Below are 18,136 nucleotides of genomic sequence, written 5' to 3'. Positions count from 1 at the left end.
TTATAATTTAAAAATATTAAAAAAGATAGTTAGAAAGTTCTGATTTTTAATTATAGAGAAATAAAAAGAAGCAGTACTCTACCTCCATAGAGAACTGCTTCTTTTTTATTCATTGTCGTTAGACGATGTTTCTGTTTCTTCACTGCTATTTTTATTCTTATTTTTAGATTCGTTGTTACTTGATTCGCGTTCACTTGAATTTTCCGACTTAGATTCTTTTGTTTTCTCTGTGCTTGTTTTCTTTGAATCAGAGTCTGTTTTTGTATATGCAGGTAATCCAAGGTGAGTACGAAGTTCGTTTGTAACAGTTGCTAATTCTTTTTTATCTGGATTGTAGTAATACGTTCGGCCGCCACCAGCAGATTTGCTACATGTATCGTCACCTTTTTCCATATAGCAGTCTTCACCTTGAATTTGTAATTTCTCAATTTCCGAGTCCGATCCGTACTTGTAGAATGAAAGCATATCATCGAATGTTAAGTTAGTAACAAATTGTCCGTTAATATCATCAATGATGTTACCAACTTTTGTTACAGATCCAACGCTTGTTAGTTTCTTTAAAATGGCTTCAATAACGAGTTGTTGACGTTGTCCACGCATTGCATCACTATCGATGTGGCGCGTTCTAGCAAGAGCAAGAGCTTCTTCACTATTTAGCTTTTGAACACCTTTTTTCAGATGAATTGCATCAGCATTATCATTGCTATCTTGTTCAGTAAATTCAACTGGTACATCGACTTCAATCCCGCCTAAATCATCGACAATTTTCATAAATGATTTGAAGTTAAACTTTACAAAGTAATCGACAGGAACATTCATTAATTTTTCAACTGCATCAATACTTGCTTGTGGTCCACCATCTTTTCCGTTTTTAGTAGAACCGTATGCATGAGCGTGTGTAATTTTATCTTTTTTCTTTTCCACTGGAATATAAGTATATGTATCTCGTGGAATGCTTAATAGTTTTACAGTTTTGCTATCTTTATTAAACGTTGCAAGTAATAGTGCATCCGTTCTTATAGCTTCACCATATTCTTTCCCGCGGACATCGCTTTCATCAACACCCATGACTAAGACAGAGACATTATTTGCGATAGGTTTTACAGCTTTATCACGTAAATCAGATTTATCACCGCGTGCTAAATCGTGTGCGGCATTTCGAACAGCAGAAGATGCTTTATTTACTAAAAACCAAGTATAACCGCCACCTATTATTAAAAAGAATAGAATAACGCTTATAATAATTTTTGTTTTTTTCTTACCTTTTTTCGGTTTACTGCGTGTATTTTCTTGCAAAGATGGGTTTTGCTCCATTTCTTGTACTCCTTCATTTGGATTGAAATACGACACTCATATCCACTTATTATAATGAAATTTGACGAAAAAAACATTACAAATCATTTACATTTCGTAAAAATTCAATATATTTATAAAAAGTCAGATTTTCTATATTTTATTTTTAAGATGTAGAATAAGTATAAGTTGTTTTAGTAGAAATGAAAATATGTATTGTGAGAAAGTAATAGAGAAGTAAGATTTGTTGAAATATAGCCAAGAAGAAATGAGTAGGTTTACTTATTTCTTCTATATAATAAAGAAGAAATTTACGGATAAAGGAGAGAGCATAATGAATCATACATCATTCCGAGCAATCGTTGTGAACGAAACAGAAAGTAAGCAGTTTGTAAGAAACGTTGTAGAGAGAGAAGTAAGTAGTTTACCTGAGGGAGACGTATTAATACAGGTTCATTATTCTTCATTAAATTATAAAGATGCTCTTTCAGCCACGGGTAATAAAGGTGTTACGAGAACATATCCTCATACGCCAGGGATTGATGCAGCAGGAGTGGTTGTGAGTAGTGCAGATGAAACCATTAAGGTAGGAGACCAAGTTATTGTAACGGGATATGATTTAGGTATGAATACTTCTGGTGGTTTCGGAGAGTATATTCGCGTGCCAGCATCTTGGATCATCCCTTTACCAGAGGGGATGTCATTAAAGGAAAGTATGATGTACGGGACAGCAGGTTTTACAGCTGCTTTATCAGTATATAAGCTTATTGGAGCAGGCATAACGCCTAGTATGGGAGATGTTTTAGTAACGGGTGCAACAGGCGGCGTAGGGAGTGTAGCGGTTAGTATTTTAAGTAAGCTAGGATTTAACGTAGTAGGAGCGACAGGGAAAATGGAAGAAGAAGAGATGCTACTACGTCTAGGAGCGAAACAAGTGATTCATCGTACGGAGTTGAATGATGAATCAGGAAGACCAATGTTAAAAGGGATATACGCCGGGGTTATCGATACTGTAGGTGGACATATGCTAGAAACCGCTTTAAAAACGGTAAAGTATGGTGGTTGTGTAACGACGTGCGGTAATGTGGCAGGACAAGAATTGCAAACAACGGTATATCCGTTTATTTTGCGAGGCATAAGCCTTTTAGGAATCGATTCTGTGCAATGCCCAGTGGATGTGAGAAGAGATGTGTGGACGCTTTTAGCAAGTGAATGGGAAAATAAAGAGCTACTATCTTATACAGAAGAATGTACATTAGAAGAGTTAGATGAAAAGTTTATACTTATATTGCAAGGAAAGTTAAAAGGAAGAACTGTTGTAAATATGAAATAAGAAAAGAGACGCTTAAGTTAGCGTCTCTTTTCTATTATAATGATTGTTTTAAATTGATTTTACCTTGTTCACCTAAAACACCATCAGCAATATTTACAGCGTGATCACCGATACGCTCTAAGTTACTTACCATATCAACGAAGATGATACTTGCATCACCTGAACAGCTACGTTCGTTTAGACGTAATACGTGACGTTTACGAAGAACACGTTCCATTTGGTCGATTTTACGTTCTTTTGCAATAACCGTTTGTGCTAGTTCAGTATCGAAGTTTGTTAAAGCTTCAACTGCGTCTTGTAATGTTGAAATTGTTAATTCAAGCATTTCATTTAGTTCAGCTAGTGCTTCGTCTGATAGGGAAACACGGTTTGAAATTTGGAAATCTACAAGTTCTACTAGGTTTTCTACATGATCACCAACACGTTCAATATCTCCAACAACACCTGCTAAAACGGAATGTTTTTCAGAGTCTGAAGGTGAAAGCGGCTTTTCCGATAGTAAAACTAAATACTCGGTAATTTTTTTATCTAAATTGTTAATAGCTCCTTCTAATTGAGTAGCCATGTTTTCATGCTTTTTGTCTTGTGTATTTAAATATTGATTCGCTTCTTTTAAGCCGTGTAATGAAAATTCAGCCATACGTACAACCTCTTTTTGAGCTTCAGTTAAAGCAATAGCTGGAGATTGCTCAATAAAGATTGGATTTAAATGTTGCGGTTTGAAGTTAATAGATGAATCTTCACCACGAATGATTTTTGTTACGATCCATGCTAATACTGCAATAAATGGGAACTGAATGATTGTATTTGTTACGTTAAATGTTCCATGTGCAAATGCAATTGTCATTTCTGGATTTAAGTTTAATGACGTTTGGAAATATTGGATTAAACTTGTAAATGGTACTAATAAAATTGTAAAGATAATGGTACCGATAATATTAAAGATAACGTGAACTAATGCTGCACGTCTTGCGGCAATTGAAGTACCGATTGCTGCTAATACTGCTGTAATTGTTGTACCGATGTTATCACCGAACAATACAGGAAGAGAAGCTTGTAAATCAATAGCACCTTGACCGAATAGTTCTTGTAAAATACCGATTGTTGCGCTTGAGCTTTGTACAATTAAAGTGAACACTGTACCGACAATAATTCCTAAAATTGGATTGTCACTCATGCTAACCATTAACTCTTGGAATGACTCTAAAGAGCGAAGAGGTTTCATACCTGCGCTCATTAATTCTAAACCGAAGAATAACATACCAAAACCGAATACAACTTGACCTACAGAATGTACTTTTTTATTTTTAAAGAAGAATAGTAAAATCGCTCCAATTGCCATAACTGGGAGCGCATATTCTCCAATTTTAATTCCGATAATAAATGCAGTAACTGTCGTTCCGATGTTCGCACCCATAATAACACCGATTGCTTGTCTTAATGTCATAAATCCGGCACTTACAAGTCCGACTGTTAAAGCGGTTGTTCCTGAACTTGATTGGATTAATACAGTAACTAACATACCTGCTAGTACACCCATAAGTGGGTTTGTTGTAAAGCGATCTAAAATATCGCGAAGACGATCACCAGCTGCTTGTTGCAGTCCATCGCCCATGTATTTAATCCCGAATAAGAAAATACCTAATCCACCAATGAACTGGAAGATCATATCTTGAACATTATATTCCACGCACTCCACTCCTTAAATTTCATGTACGCTGTAATTATTAACTAAACCTTGAGGCACTGTAAACGGTTTGCTAGTAAAATTTACACTAACTTTACAAAGGGACAAAAAGTTTACAATTCTTTAAAGAAACAGCTGTATTTTATTGGTTTTCATCTTGTATAAATCTTAATTTTGTAAATAAATCACACTTTTTAGAATAGTATTGTTCAGGTGGATATGAAGGAAAGCGTCTGCGAGTTCATCGTATATTTTTTGATGAAAGTTAAAAAAATATGTAGGAAAATGCATGTGGTTTTATAACAGCAAAAATACGATAAAAAAAGCCACTGAAATTATCCAGCAGCTTTTTCTCTGTTTTTATCTCCATGCTTTTTCTTTCTTATACTTGTAATGTAAATGAACAGGAAAGCAATAAGTAATAGAGAGGAATAACGATATACAGTTGCGTAGTTTGTAAAATGTGCAATGAATCCAAAAATAATCGCGCCAGCACCAATTCCAAGGTCAAATGCGGAGAAGAATGTAGCTGTTGCAACTCCTCGTCGGTGCGGTGCTACTCGGTCAATCATCCATGCTTGTAGTGCAGGTTGAATCGCTCCAAAACCACTTCCGTAGCATGCTGCTGCAATAATTAAACTCGGAATTGTAGTTGTATACGACAGTAAAATAATACCTGTAAACGTAATGATAACTCCTGGAATAATAACAAATGCATGACCTTTCGCATCGTATAACTTTCCAGAAAACGGACGAGTGACAGCGATTGCAAGTGCATTAAATAAGAAGAAGAGGCTTATATCAGCAATTCCGACTTCCGTAGCAAATAATGTAATAAAGCTTCCGATTCCGCCGTACATTAATGTAATACATAATATTAATAATGAAGGAAGTAAAGCTTTGCGCTCAATAAATCCATCGAGAAAAGTACCAGATGTTTGCTGTGGTGGTTGCGGCGATTTTTTGATTTGAAGTAGTTTCGTTAATATTAATGAAACAATTGTACATGAAAGTGCACATAAAAAAAGAATCGTGAAGTTATATGTTTGCATGAGCCAAAGTCCGATAAGTGGACCGAGCGCCATTGCAATCGTTCCAGAAAGACCGAAATATCCCATGCCTTCTCCGCGGCGAGCTTGTGGAATTAAATCTGAAACGACAGTTCCATATGTAGTCGTTGTAATACCAAAACCAGCCCCGTGTAAAATTCGAACGGCAAGCAATAGGAAGACGGTTGAAGCGAAAAGATAACTGCCCATAGCGAGTAAACAAATAGCAGTACCGATCATTAAAATGATTTTTTTATTAAATTTTTGCAAGGCATTTCCAGTTAGCGGTCTAACAAAAAGTGCCGCCACGGTAAACATGCCGACAACAAATCCGATATTGGAACTTGTGCCGCCAATTTCTTTCACATAAACAGGTAAAGTAGGAATTAACATTTGAAACCCTAAAAACATACATAAGTTTGCAAAAATTAAAGCGACAAACTCTTTCGTCCATAACGATTCTCGTTTTACGAGTATTGCTTCTCCCATATATTCATCCCCTATATAAAATTTTCTCTTTTCTTTCGAGTATATGTATTGGTCAATGTAACAGTCAAGGAAGGTGCCTTGAAAACGTATAACAATTTTCGAGGTGGAAAAACTGACAAATTTGTGTAAAAGCTACACAACTATGAAAAAAAGTTGTAAAGTATAGATGTATAGACTTGTAGTTGTTATGAATGATAGAAGTTGTTTTTTCTTTAAAGAAAGCGGATTCAAAAAGTAGTGAATGAGAAGGGGATATATACTTTTTCACTACACATATTTGAAAAGGTTTACAAAACAATGAAGAAAGAGGCGTGTACATATGAGACGATTAGGTATTTCTATTTATCCAGAACATTCAACAGTAGAGAAAGATAAGGAATATTTAACATTAGCAAGTAAATACGGATTTACTCGTGTATTCACATGCTTATTGTCTGTAGATGGAGAAAAAGAGAAAATTATAGAAGAGTTTAAAGAAACAATCTCTCATGCAAATGCATTAGGGTTCCAAGTATTAGTTGATATTAGTCCGTCTGTTTTTACACAATTAGGTATTTCATATAATGATTTATCTTTCTTCCATGAGTTAGGAGCGTACGGTATTCGTTTAGATGTCGGTTTCTCTGGTTTAGAAGAATCGATTATGACTTACAATCCATACGGCTTAAAAATTGAAATTAATATGAGTAACGGTACGAAATATGTAGATAACATTATGAGCCATAGACCAAACCGTGAAAATTTAATTGGTTGCCATAATTTTTATCCGCATCGTTATTCAGGATTATCATACGATCATTTCATTAAATGCTCGAAACAATTTAAAGATTACGGTATGAGAACGGCTGCGTTTATTTCATCCTTTGATGCAACGTACGGACCTTGGCCAGTAACAGAAGGGTTATGTACGTTAGAGCAGCATCGTGAATTACCGATGACAACACAAGCGAAGCATTTATTTGCGACAGAGTTAATTGATGATGTTATTATTGCGAACGCGTATGCATCAGCAGAAGAATTACAAGCACTAGGTGCATTAAATAAAGAGAAACAAACATTTGATATAGGATTATATGATACAACAACAGAACTAGAAAAAATTATCGTATTAGACGAGCCTCATTTTTATCGTGGAGATGTATCTGAATATATGATTCGCTCGACACAAAGTCGTGTGAAATATAAGAAAGAAGAGTTCAAACCGCATAATACACGCGAAATTAAACGCGGTGATCTTTTAATTGATAATGAACAGTATGGTCAATATAAAGGTGAATTACAAATTGCGTTAAAAGATATGGTGAACACAGGAAAAACAAATGTAGTTGGCCGAATTGTAGAAGAAGAAATTTTCTTATTAGATTATTTACAAGCATGGGATAAATTCGGATTTACATTAAAGAAATAGATAAAATGAAAAAGGAAAAAACTACTGACTTCAGCAGCTTTTTCCTTTTTATATATAAATTGTGAGAGGAAGAGCTATGACAAAAGTGCATCAGCGATTAATTTCTATTTTAGAGGAGTTTTTAGAAGAGAAGTCGATGTTAAATCGAGCTTTTTTAGCGAGCCGTTTACATGTATCAACGAAGACGATTCAAAAAGATATAAAATTATTAAATGATATATTGGAAGAAAACGGGGCGAAAATTGAATCGCAAAGAGGGACTGGATACGAACTAGAAATTATACAAACGAAGAAGTTTGAAGAGTTTTGCGTGGGTTTATTTCAAAAACAGACGGAAAAGATCCCAACTTCTTATGAAGAAAGGATAGCGTACATTCTGCAACGTATTGTAACGACAGAAGGGTATGTGAAGCTTTCACAGTTAGCAGAGGAGATTTATGTGAGTAAATCGACTGTAAATTTAATTATGAAAGATGTGACAGATATATGTGGTCGCTATCAATTACAAATTGAAAAGAGACCGTATTATGGTATACGTATTGTGGGAGAGGAGTTTCATATTCGGTCTTGTTTATCACAATATGGTTTACCGCGCTATGATCATACTCCGTTTCATGAGCAATTTGAGCAGAGGGATACATATTTATCGTTACCTCATATCCCACTTATCCGTTCGGTTATATTAAAGTATATCGAGGGAGGAACGATATATTTATCAGATATTGAAATTGATAATTTAGTCATTCATATTGCAATTGCAATAAGGCGTTGTGAAAATCAACATTATATGAAAGGGCTGAATGCGGAGCAATCAGAACTTATCATAAAGAAAGAATATACAATTGCGAAACAGATTGTAGGAGATTTAGAGAAAGAGTTGCATCTTTCATTTCCAGAAGAAGAAGTTTTATATGTGACGATGCATTTATTGAGTACTGCTGTTACAGCGAGAGATCGTTATGAAAATGTGGAAGAACTATTAGGGAAAGATCTATATGCATTTATGCAACATATTCTTTTTAAAGTAGCGGAAGAACGGAATCTTATTTTTTATTATGATGAAGAATTATTATTTGGATTTGGTGTTCATTTAAAAACGTTATTAAACCGTTTGAAGTATAAGTTAAATACGAGAAATCCTCTTTTGGCAGAAGTGAAAAAGAATTATCCGTATGCTTTTGAAATTGCGGTTCTCGTTGGAGATATAATTGGTTATTATACGGGAGAATCGATTCCGGAAAGTGAAATTGGTTATATAGCGATTCACTTCGGGGGAGCGATGAGTCGTTTACAGGAACAGAATCAAAAGAAAAGATGTTTACTAGTTTGTGCGACTGGTCAAGGAAGCGCCCAGCTATTGAAATATAAAATTCTATCACAGTTCCGAGATAAATTAGAGATTGTAGGGATTACAGGTTATTATCAATTGAAAGTGGAAGACCTTTATAAAGATAAAATAGATTGTATCATTAGTACGATTCATATACCGAGTGGTTTGCCTGTGCCTGTTATAAAAGTGAACTCAATATTTGATGATAAAGAGATTAAGTCAATCGGTCAGCAGTTGTTTACGCATGTGAATACTAGTGTGCAGCAGTATATAAAGGAAGATTTGATCTTTTTAAATCATAGCGCTTCTACGAAGGAAGAGGTTATCCAATTCTTATGTGAGAAAGCTGCTGAGAAAAACTATGTACCAGAAAAATTTTATGATTCTGTTATGGAAAGAGAGAATACATCTCCGACAGCCGTTGGGAATTTAGTTGCAATTCCACATCCGATGCAGTTATTAAGTGAGAAAACATTTTTGATGTTTTGTACACTTAATAAAGCGGTTGACTGGGGAGATAAGAAAGTACAAGTTATTATTTTATTTAGTGTAAAGCGCAATAATAATGAAGATTTACAAAAGCTTTATGATTTTTTATATGATATTATGTCTAGTCAGCATACGATAGAGAAATTAACTCAGGCTGGAATGATTGAAGAATTTCAAGAGATTTTACTATCGTTTTGAAAAAGTATATAAAAACTTCCGTTACACAACGGAAGTTTTTTATGTTTAATTGTATGCGTTTTCATAATAAGATAACAATATAGAAAAAAGATAGCTTGGGGGAATTTAAAATGACTGATATGCAAACTCCATTTGCGTTAATTTTACATGGTGGCAATGCGAGAAGCGCGGCGCTTGAAGCAATTGCTTTTGCAAGACAAGGAGATTTTGAGAATGCGAGCGAAAAGATGACACTTGCTAGTGAAGAGATTTCGGCAGCTCATCGCATTCAAACAGACTTAATTCAAGAAGAAGCAAGAGGAAATCATGCAGAAATCAGTTTACTGTTAGTGCATGCACAAGATCATTTAATGAATGCAATTACAGTGAAAGAACTTGCTGAAGAATTTATTACTCTTCATAAACGAGTAGAAGAGAAAGTGACAGTATAAGATGTACATTTTATTATGTTGTGCAGCAGGCATGTCAACGAGTATGGTTGTAAGAAAAATGCAAGAAGAGGCAAAGAAACAAGGGAAGGATTATAAAATTAAAGCAGTTGATTCAGAACTTGTGAAACTGGAAATAAAAAATGCTGATGTTGTTTTAATCGGACCACAAGTGAAGTATTTGTTTCCAGCGGTACAGTTTCTTGCGAAATCATACGATATACCGGTTGCAATAATAGAACAAAGAGATTATGGCATGTGTGACGGTTTAAAAGTACTGAAACAAGCAGAACAATTAGTTTTAGCATAATTATATTTTTTTAAATATAAACATTATAATGTTATAACTTTTTGTCCTTGCGTAGTAAAGAGAAAGAGGAGGGGTATTGATGAATGGTTTTATGAGTTTTATGGAACAAAAGATTATGCCAACAACGCAAAAGATTGCAGGACAACGACATTTATTAGCAATTCGAAACGGAGTTATTTCTACATTGCCGTTAACGATTGTCGGATCATTTTTCGTTATCTTTTTAAATTTACCAATTGATGCATATATGGAATGGATTGCACCATTTCGCCATATTTTAGATATTCCATTCCGGTTTACAGTAGGTTTAATGGCGTTATACGCAGCATTTGGGGTAGGAGCTTCACTCGCAAACTTTTATCAGCTCAATCAGTTAAGTGCAGGGTTGTTATCTGTACTCGCCTTTTTACTAGCATCAGTTGAACCAATTCAAATTACGAAAGCTGTACCAGGTGTTATTGATGCAGGAAGATACATTTCAGTAGGAACATTAAGTGCAACGTCTTTATTCGGCGCAATTGTTACAGCTTTAATTGCAGTAGAAATTTATCACTTTATGATTAAGCATAATATCTCGATTAAATTACCAGACAGTGTACCACCAGCAGTTGCAAACTCGTTTGCAGCATTAATTCCAACTTTAGTCGTTATTCTTTTATTCTGGGGTATTCGTTACGGTTTAAAATTCGATGTAAATACAACAATCACATATTTAATCGCACCACTAAAATCAGTATTAGTAGGAAATAATTTATTCGGCGGTTTATTAACAGTATTCTTAATCGTGTTCTTCTGGTCATTCGGTATACATGGCCCTGCGATTTTAGGACCAATTATTCGTCCAATGTGGGATTCAGCAATTCTTGAAAATATGGAAGTATTCACAGCTACAGGAAATGCACATCAATTACCAAACTTATTTACAGAGCAATTTATTCAATGGTTCGTATGGATCGGTGGATCAGGCTCAACGTTAGCTTTAGTTATTATGTTTATGTTCTCTAAATCTAAGTTCCTAAAAGAGTTAGGTAGATTATCATTCGTACCAGGTTTATTCAATATTAACGAACCAATTATTTTCGGGGCACCAATTGTAATGAACCCAATCTTAATTATTCCATTCGTTATTACACCGTTAGTGACAACGACAGTATCATATTTTGCAGTTGTTTCAGGCATGATTCCGCTCATGATGGCGAAACTGCCATTTACGATGTTAGCACCAATTGCAGCGATTATTAGTACAGACTGGACAATTATGGCTGGTGTACTTGTACTTGTTAACTTTGTGATCTCATTCGTTATTTACTATCCATTCTTCAAAATGTATGAGAAACAGCAATTAGCAGGAGAGGAGAAAACAGAATGCTCGGAGCAATTATCATCTTAATTACATTTGTAGCGGGGCAGTGTATTGCACATTATTCAAAATGGGTACAAAGTAAATCTTTATTAGTGTTACTACTCATATCAATTTTATTTATCGGTAGTTCAATGGGTGCATATGTAATGCTAAGCTTACAATCACCGTACGTAATTATTGTACCAACGATTTTATGTGCCACATGTTTATCTGCAAAATATAGATTTACGAGCATGGCATTAATACAACGTGTGAAGGAGATGCAAAAGCATGGAGCGTAAATTAGGAATTTCACTTTATCCAGAGCATTCAACGAAAGAACAAGATATGGCATACATTTCGGCAGCGGCACGCCACGGTTTTTCAAGAATATTCACATGTCTATTATCTGTGAATCGTCCAAAAGAAGAAATTGTAGCTGAATTTAAAGAAATTATTAATCATGCAAAAGATAACAATATGGAAGTTATTTTAGATGTAGCTCCGGCAGTATTCGATCAACTTGGTATTAGCTATAGTGATCTATCATTCTTTGCAGAGTTAGGTGCAGACGGTATTCGTTTAGATCTAGGATTTGACGGATTAACAGAAGCGAAAATGACGAATAATCCGTATGGCTTAAAAATTGAGCTAAACGTAAGTAACGATATTGCATACTTAGAGAATATCCTTTCGCACCAGGCGAATAAACCAGCTTTAATTGGCTGTCATAACTTCTATCCACAAAAATTCACTGGTCTTCCATATGATTATTTCATTCGCTGTAGTGAACGCTTTAAAAAGCATGGCATTCGCACGGCAGCCTTTATTACGTCCCATGCAGCCGACATCGGTCCATGGGATATTAATGACGGATTATGTACGTTAGAACAACATCGTAACTTACCGATTGAAGTACAAGCGAAACATTTATGGGCAACAGGGCTTATTGATGATGTGATTATCGGAAATGCTTATGCGAATGAAGAAGAGTTAGAGAAACTAGGAAACTTAAATCGTTACATGTTACAGCTGAAAGTACACTTTGTGGAAGAAGCGACTGAAGTAGAAAAGAAAGCGACACTGCAAGAATTACACGTAAGACGCGGCGATATAACAGAATATATGGTACGTTCTACAGAAGTGCGTAAAAAGTATAAAGACTATGACTTCCCAGTGCGCGAAAGTGTACGACAGGAAAGAGGGCAAGTTGTAATTGGAAACAACTCATTCGGTAAGTATAAAGGTGAACTGCAAATCATTCTAAAAGAAATGCCGATAGATGAACGGAAAAATATTGTCGGTACAATTGCGGAAGAAGAGTTATTCTTATTAGATTATGTAGGAGCTTGGACGCAGTTTACTTGTGTGGAATAGGGAAGTATAGGGGGCTGTCCGAATTTTGGGCAGCCTTTTTATCATAAAGTACTTTTCAATGTCAAAGTTTGTCGGTAAATCGATATTCCTTGTCGAATCGTTGATATAGTATAAGTTACGATAGATATATTCGGAAAATCGTGGATATATTGTAGGTTACGATAGATATATTTGAAAAATCGTGGATATAATTTCAGGTAGAGTATATTTTCCTTTAGAAGGAACGCAAAAAAAGGTCAGCCTCAATGAGACTGACCTTTTTTATACGAACTAGTTTAATACTTTAACTGTAACTGTTTTACGTCCCCAGTTACTTGATGTACCTTTATCAGGCATTAAAACGTCAATTTTATTTCCTTTAATAGCTCCACCAGTATCACCAGCGATTGCTACTCCGTAACCTTCAACCCATACTTTTGAACCTAATGGAATTACACTTGGGTCAACTGCAATAAGTTTCATATTTGGATTTGCTGTTAAGTTATGACCTAAAGCTGATTTTACTTGGTCGCCTGCTTTATAACCATTTTCAAGTGGATCTGCTGTGTAAGCTGTTGCTACAACACGTAACTCACGAGAAGATGATGGTGCACTTGTTTCAGTTTCTTTTGCAACAGGTTGTTGTGTAGCTGGTTTTTGAGCTTTAGCCGCTTCACGAGCTTCAGCTGCTTCTTGAGCTTTAGCCGCTGCTTGAGCTTCAGCTGCTGCCTCGGCTTTAGCTGCTTCACGAGCTTTAGCTGCTTCTTGAGCTTTAGCCGCTGCTTGAGCTTCAGCTGCTGCCTCGGCTTTAGCTGCTTCACGAGCTTTAGCTGCTTCCCCGGCCTTAGCTTCTGCTTGAGCCTCAGCTTCTGCCTGAGCTTTAGCTTCTGCCTGAGCTTTAGCTGCTTCACGAGCTTTAGCCGCTTCTTGTGCTTTAGCTTCTGCTTGAGCCTCAGCTGCTTCACGAGCTTTAGTTGCTTCTTGTGCTTTAGCTTTTGCTTGAGTTTCAGCTACCTCACCGGCTTTAACTGCTTCACGAACTTTAGCTGTATCTTGAACTTTAGTTGTTTTTTCAACTTTAACTGCTGGCTGAACTTTAACTGGAGCTTTACCTGTTAAGTAAGGAACGTGAACATAAGCTGTTTTTCCGTTATATTCAAATTGAATCCAGTCATTTTGTACTTGGTGTGTTGTTTCAATTACATCATCTTGTTTCAATTTACCAAGAATTTCTGAGTCTGTGTTTGCACCAGCACGTACGTTTAATACGTTTGCTGTTACGTAGTAAGTGTCTTTTGTATAGTCAGCGCTAATGAAAGCTTCTTTACCGCTATTCAATTTCACTTTTGACCATCCGTTTTCTGTATGTAAAACGTTAACTTTATATCCATCTAATAACTTTCCGACAACTTGTGATTCAGTAGTTGGGTTTTCTCGTACATTTAGTACATCAGTCGTTACGATTGTTTCTGCTTTAGCAGATGTTGTGAAAATCCCAAGACCAAAAACCGCTGCTGTTGCTATACCCATAAATTTTTTCATAATAGCCTCCATTGCATTTGTTTTCGTTGACCTCATTATAGCAACCATTATTTTCTTATTTGCGAAAAACATAGAATTACAAAGCTTTCGTAACGGGGCGTTAATATTCTGTAATAATTCCAGTAATATCCTAAAAGCGCTTTCTTATAGTTTTTAGGGGAGGTTTGAGCATAAGATGCATAAAAAGGGGAGTATTTCAATTTCTAATAGGTTAACAATGTTTCAGTATTATTACGTAATAATTTCGTAGTCGTTACAAAAATGGCGTATTTTGCTGTTAGAACAGGTGATTAGTTATGTAAAAATAACTATTTTCGCTGTGGAGAGATTGAAATGAGGTGAAATTTAATGAAATATCGTTATAATTGTTACAAAATAAGTCGAGGTATGGAAAAAATTACGCCTTGATTTTAGTCTGTCACATATTATTTTTGCAATAATAGGATTCTATAATAGCTTTAGTAGGTTAAAATAATTAAAGATGTTGATAACGTGAAACATATATAATAGAAGAAACACGATTTAATAGATAAAGTGAAACTTTAATCAGTGGGGGGGATTCTTCCTCCCCCACTGATTATTAGTTGAACCAATTGGGCTTTAATGGGCAGTTGATCCCCCACCTAAATTCTTTGCTTTCGCTGAATTTTGAGGTGGGGGGTCTTACTGCCCATTAAAGCGGGATAAATAAAAAGCGTAGGAGTGTAAAATCCTACGCTTTTTATTTATTCATATCGTAAACATTCAATTGGATCCAGTTTTGCAGCTTTGTTAGCTGGAAGTAAACCGAATATAATACCGATTAACATTGAGATACCTACTGCAAGAAGTCCAAGTTCTTTTGAGACAACGAGTGGCCATCCAGCAAAGATTGAGACGATCCAAGCGAAGAAGATACCGAGCATGAATCCGATGAAACCACCGAGTCCTGTTAAAATACAAGATTCAATTAAGAATTGTGTTAATACTTTACCGCGCGTTGCACCAAGTGCTTTACGAATACCAATCTCACGTGTACGTTCTGTTACAGATACAAGCATGATGTTCATTACGCCGATACCACCAACAAGTAAGGAGATAGCAGCAATACCACCGAATACCATTTTCATCATGCCAATGGATTCGTCTAATTGCTTCGTAAATTCACCTAAATCTTGTGCTTCGAATTTGTGCTCAAATTTAGGAGCTTTCATTTCGTTTAAAACAGAAACGGCTTGTTTTTCTACACTTTTACGTTCTGTTGGAGAGGTCATCGTTAATCTTACAGAGTCATACTCATTTACTCCTGAAATGACAGGCGCGTTTTCAAGTGATGTGTAACCTTCAGGCATAGCCATTCCGAACTCATTTTTCGTTTCGTATACACCGACTATTTTATACGGCTTTCCTTTTATATCTGTGTATTGATTTGATTCCCAACCACTAAATAATTTGTTGAAAGCTTCTTCATTTAATATAACAGCAGGGATTGCTTGGTTTAATTCGCTGTCGTTTAATTCACGACCGTGAACTAATTTTATTTTCGAATCTGTCATAAAGGCGCCTGTTCCACCTTTTAAATCAAGATTTACATCTTTTGAACCAGCAGATGCTTTTACTTTCATACTTACATCTGGATACACATCTTTAACGCCTGGTACGGTTTGAAGACGGTTTAGCATATCAGGTGTGATTTTGGCACTATCCGTTCCATAATCAGGATTGTTGTAGTAAATCGTTACTTCATTATCTTTTCCTTGGCCTAACTCTTTTTTAAACTTTGCGTTAGTACCATCACCCATTGAAATGATAGTAATGATGGCACTAATACCGATAATAATACCTAGCATCGTTAAGATAGAACGCATTTTGTGGGCAAAGATAGAGGAAAGGGCCATGCGTATATTTTCACTCGTGTTCAAAATTAACCTCTCCAATCTTGGACGATGTTTCCGTCACGAATTACAATTTGCCTTGCTGCAGCTTCCCCAATTTCACGATCATGGGTAATCATAATGATTGTTGAGCCTTGTTTGTTTAATTCGTAAAAGAGATCCATAATTTGTGTACTTGTTTTCGTATCAAGTGCTCCTGTCGGTTCATCGGCTAAAATGAACTTTGGATTATTTACGATTGCACGTGCGACTGCGACACGCTGTTTTTGTCCACCTGATAATTCGTTCGGTAGGTGAGTAGCACGATCAGCTAAACCTACTTTTGTTAAAGCGGCTAATGAGCGCTCGCGTCTTTCTTTTTTATCGACTCCAGCGTAAATAAGAGGTAGCTCTACATTTTGAAGTGCTGTAAGTCTTGGTAATAACATGAAGTTTTGGAATACGAACCCAATCTCTTTATTACGAACGCGTGCAAGTTCTGTCTCAGACATGTTTGAAATATTTTGACCAGCTAGTTCATACGCACCTGTCGTTGGTTTATCTAAGCAACCGATAATGTTCATTAGTGTTGATTTACCAGAACCAGATGGTCCCATAATAGAAGTGAATTCTCCTTGGTTCAGTGTTACGTCAATGCCGTGTAATATTTGAACGGATTCTGCACCATTTTGGAAAGATTTCGTGATGCCTTTTAAGTTAATCATCGGGCGACGACCTCCATACCATCTTTTAAGTCTTTTTCAGGTTTAGAGATAATTTGCTCTCCTTTTTTCACTCCAGAAACTTTTGCTTCGCTATCAGTCTCGAATTCAACAGTAACAGCTTGTTCTTTCGCTTTACCGTCTTTTACAACGAAGACAACATTTTTGTCACCTTTTTTCACGATGCTGCTTTTCGGAACAATCGTACCAGTTGCTTCGCCAGATTTACTTGTTACGTAAACGTGGAAGCCGTTTTGTAATTCTTCACTATTATCTAATGTGACAGTGAATTGATAGTTAGAAACTGTTTTGTTTTCATCCATGCTCTTTAATGGTGTAGAACCGATTTCTGTTACTTTTCCTGTCCAAGTCTTACCAGCGACCGTTTTTGATGAAACAGTTACTTCTTGCCCGACTTTCATACTAGCAAGCTCATATTCAGAAAGTTGACCTTTTACTTTAAATGGCCCAGCGTGGCGAAGTGTAATGCCGCTCATACCTGTTTTTTCATCAGCAGTTTTCACGATATCATCAATTACGCCATCAGCAGGACTTGTTACAGAAAGATTGCTTACTCTCTCTTTTGCTGCTTTAATCATTTCATCAGATTTTTCAACTTCAAACTTTTTCATTTCAAGTTGCGATTCTAATTGTTGCACTTCGATTTCTGAAGCTTTTAATGCTTCAGCAGGAAGGCCTGCATTTTTATCTTTTTGTAATTTTTGTTTCGCTGCATCAATCTGTTTTTGGAACAATGTTACTTCTTTTTGTGCGATTTTCTTTTGCATTTCTGCTTCTGTTACACCTTGTTTCGCAGTAGGATCATTATATTTAAATAGAAGCTGTCCTTTTTTTACTTCGTCACCTTTTTTTACAGCTAATTCGTACGTACCTTTTGTTGGATCAAATGAAATTGTTTCGATGCCGTTTGGAATGACTTCACCGCCAAATTTTTGCGCGTTTTCAATTTGTTTTTCTGTTACTTTATAACCGCTATATGCCATTGCTACTTCTGAACTACCGCCAGCAAATGCAAAATATGATCCAGCTGCAATACCGATTGCTACTACACTAGTAATTAACACTTTATTTTTCTTCTTCATCTATTTATCACCTTTTCGCTCGTTTTAGTATCTACATTAAGTATAGAAGAGGTGAAGAATCTGACAAATCGTTTTAGCTTACAATAACCTTACAGTTTTGTAAGGTATGAATATGTAAATGTAAGGTAGATCTTGTCCTAGTGTAAGCAAATGAATTGACTCGTCGTTTCTTTCTTACAATAATATTGTATGAAAGAGAGGAGG

General features: G+C 35.9%; 15 protein-coding genes. 8 read left to right on the top strand and 7 right to left on the bottom strand.

Going from position 1 to position 18,136, the window contains the following annotated elements:
* Positions 1 to 105 precede the first annotated feature (105 nt).
* Entirely contained in the window at positions 106 to 1,314 is a 1,209-nt protein-coding gene (locus QEP67_RS23890; RefSeq protein WP_002108773.1) for an LCP family protein, read from the bottom strand.
* A 313-nt stretch (positions 1,315 to 1,627) separates the two neighbouring features.
* On the opposite strand from QEP67_RS23890, the gene QEP67_RS23885 reads away from it, so the two are divergent.
* Positions 1,628 to 2,626: a YhdH/YhfP family quinone oxidoreductase gene (locus tag QEP67_RS23885; protein WP_001016994.1), complete on the top strand. Its 999-nt coding sequence runs from the start codon at positions 1,628 to 1,630 to the stop codon at positions 2,624 to 2,626.
* A 34-nt stretch (positions 2,627 to 2,660) separates the two neighbouring features.
* On the opposite strand, the gene QEP67_RS23880 is transcribed toward QEP67_RS23885, so the two are convergent.
* Both QEP67_RS23880 and QEP67_RS23875 read right to left on the bottom strand, forming a co-directional pair.
* Entirely contained in the window at positions 2,661 to 4,316 is a 1,656-nt protein-coding gene (locus QEP67_RS23880) for a Na/Pi cotransporter family protein (RefSeq protein WP_000456268.1), read from the bottom strand.
* Between the two features lie 332 nt (positions 4,317 to 4,648).
* The gene (locus QEP67_RS23875; RefSeq protein WP_000503278.1) at positions 4,649 to 5,851 is read right to left on the bottom strand and encodes an MFS transporter; all 1,203 of its coding nucleotides are present in this window, start codon (positions 5,849 to 5,851) and stop codon (positions 4,649 to 4,651) included.
* A 319-nt stretch (positions 5,852 to 6,170) separates the two neighbouring features.
* Here QEP67_RS23875 and QEP67_RS23870 point away from each other — a divergent pair, with 319 nt between their 5' ends.
* The 7 genes from QEP67_RS23870 to QEP67_RS23840 all read left to right on the top strand — a co-directional run bounded on the left by QEP67_RS23870 (position 6,171) and on the right by QEP67_RS23840 (position 12,733).
* Positions 6,171 to 7,259, top strand: a complete 1,089-nt coding sequence (locus QEP67_RS23870) for a DUF871 domain-containing protein (protein WP_001253361.1) — start codon at positions 6,171 to 6,173, stop codon at positions 7,257 to 7,259.
* A 76-nt stretch (positions 7,260 to 7,335) separates the two neighbouring features.
* Positions 7,336 to 9,276, top strand: coding sequence for a BglG family transcription antiterminator (locus QEP67_RS23865; RefSeq protein ID WP_048567154.1), 1,941 nt, complete (start codon positions 7,336 to 7,338; stop codon positions 9,274 to 9,276).
* A gap of 110 nt (positions 9,277 to 9,386) precedes the next feature.
* The gene (locus tag QEP67_RS23860; RefSeq protein ID WP_000131328.1) at positions 9,387 to 9,707 is read left to right on the top strand and encodes a PTS lactose/cellobiose transporter subunit IIA; all 321 of its coding nucleotides are present in this window, start codon (positions 9,387 to 9,389) and stop codon (positions 9,705 to 9,707) included.
* A 1-nt stretch (position 9,708) separates the two neighbouring features.
* Positions 9,709 to 10,014: a PTS sugar transporter subunit IIB gene (locus tag QEP67_RS23855; protein ID WP_000275638.1), complete on the top strand. Its 306-nt coding sequence runs from the start codon at positions 9,709 to 9,711 to the stop codon at positions 10,012 to 10,014.
* Positions 10,015 to 10,093: 79 nt separating this feature from the next.
* Positions 10,094 to 11,404 (top strand): PTS sugar transporter subunit IIC, encoded by a 1,311-nt coding sequence (locus QEP67_RS23850; RefSeq protein ID WP_001013048.1) that lies wholly within the window; start codon positions 10,094 to 10,096, stop codon positions 11,402 to 11,404.
* Positions 11,380 to 11,658, top strand: coding sequence for a hypothetical protein (locus QEP67_RS23845; protein WP_000900028.1), 279 nt, complete (start codon positions 11,380 to 11,382; stop codon positions 11,656 to 11,658). The genes QEP67_RS23850 and QEP67_RS23845 overlap by 25 nt, the downstream gene beginning before the upstream one ends.
* Positions 11,648 to 12,733: a MupG family TIM beta-alpha barrel fold protein gene (locus tag QEP67_RS23840; protein ID WP_000440087.1), complete on the top strand. Its 1,086-nt coding sequence runs from the start codon at positions 11,648 to 11,650 to the stop codon at positions 12,731 to 12,733. Before QEP67_RS23845 ends, QEP67_RS23840 begins: the two co-directional genes overlap by 11 nt.
* Positions 12,734 to 13,003: 270 nt before the next feature.
* Here QEP67_RS23840 and entC read toward each other — a convergent pair whose 3' ends face one another.
* The 4 genes from entC to QEP67_RS23820 form a co-directional block, all read right to left on the bottom strand.
* On the bottom strand, positions 13,004 to 14,377 hold the full coding sequence (gene entC, locus QEP67_RS23835) for a cell wall-binding protein EntC (RefSeq protein ID WP_353706637.1): 1,374 nt from the start codon (positions 14,375 to 14,377) through the stop codon (positions 13,004 to 13,006).
* Positions 14,378 to 14,979: 602 nt separating this feature from the next.
* Positions 14,980 to 16,155 carry an ABC transporter permease gene (locus tag QEP67_RS23830; protein WP_001097717.1) on the bottom strand — a complete coding sequence of 392 codons (1,176 nt, stop codon included), beginning with the start codon at positions 16,153 to 16,155 and terminating at the stop codon, positions 14,980 to 14,982.
* 2 nt (positions 16,156 to 16,157) lie between these two features.
* On the bottom strand, positions 16,158 to 16,832 hold the full coding sequence (locus QEP67_RS23825) for an ABC transporter ATP-binding protein (protein WP_000609098.1): 675 nt from the start codon (positions 16,830 to 16,832) through the stop codon (positions 16,158 to 16,160).
* Complete coding sequence (locus QEP67_RS23820; protein ID WP_061672633.1) at positions 16,829 to 17,932, bottom strand: efflux RND transporter periplasmic adaptor subunit; 1,104 nt, start codon at positions 17,930 to 17,932, stop codon at positions 16,829 to 16,831. The genes QEP67_RS23825 and QEP67_RS23820 overlap by 4 nt, the downstream gene beginning before the upstream one ends.
* Positions 17,933 to 18,136: the final 204 nt, after the last annotated feature.

It is taken from the genome of Bacillus cereus group sp. MS39, from assembly GCF_040448665.1.
Classification (GTDB): Bacteria; Bacillota; Bacilli; order Bacillales; family Bacillaceae_G; genus Bacillus_A; species Bacillus_A wiedmannii.
The sequence above is the reverse complement of the archived record's forward strand: the minus strand, read 5'-3'. Positions and strand labels throughout refer to the sequence as shown.

What these genes read in the sequence shown, in the direction of transcription:
- QEP67_RS23890 (WP_002108773.1), bottom strand. Translation starts at nt 1,314, where the DNA reads ATGGAGCAAAACCCATCTTTGCAAGAAAATACACGCAGTAAACCGAAA.
- QEP67_RS23885 (WP_001016994.1), top strand. Translation starts at nt 1,628, where the DNA reads ATGAATCATACATCATTCCGAGCAATCGTTGTGAACGAAACAGAAAGT.
- QEP67_RS23875 (WP_000503278.1), bottom strand. Translation starts at nt 5,851, where the DNA reads ATGGGAGAAGCAATACTCGTAAAACGAGAATCGTTATGGACGAAAGAG.
- QEP67_RS23870 (WP_001253361.1), top strand. Translation starts at nt 6,171, where the DNA reads ATGAGACGATTAGGTATTTCTATTTATCCAGAACATTCAACAGTAGAG.
- QEP67_RS23865 (WP_048567154.1), top strand. Translation starts at nt 7,336, where the DNA reads ATGACAAAAGTGCATCAGCGATTAATTTCTATTTTAGAGGAGTTTTTA.
- QEP67_RS23860 (WP_000131328.1), top strand. Translation starts at nt 9,387, where the DNA reads ATGACTGATATGCAAACTCCATTTGCGTTAATTTTACATGGTGGCAAT.
- QEP67_RS23855 (WP_000275638.1), top strand. Translation starts at nt 9,709, where the DNA reads ATGTACATTTTATTATGTTGTGCAGCAGGCATGTCAACGAGTATGGTT.
- QEP67_RS23850 (WP_001013048.1), top strand. Translation starts at nt 10,094, where the DNA reads ATGAATGGTTTTATGAGTTTTATGGAACAAAAGATTATGCCAACAACG.
- QEP67_RS23845 (WP_000900028.1), top strand. Translation starts at nt 11,380, where the DNA reads ATGCTCGGAGCAATTATCATCTTAATTACATTTGTAGCGGGGCAGTGT.
- QEP67_RS23840 (WP_000440087.1), top strand. Translation starts at nt 11,648, where the DNA reads ATGGAGCGTAAATTAGGAATTTCACTTTATCCAGAGCATTCAACGAAA.
- QEP67_RS23825 (WP_000609098.1), bottom strand. Translation starts at nt 16,832, where the DNA reads ATGATTAACTTAAAAGGCATCACGAAATCTTTCCAAAATGGTGCAGAA.
- QEP67_RS23820 (WP_061672633.1), bottom strand. Translation starts at nt 17,932, where the DNA reads ATGAAGAAGAAAAATAAAGTGTTAATTACTAGTGTAGTAGCAATCGGT.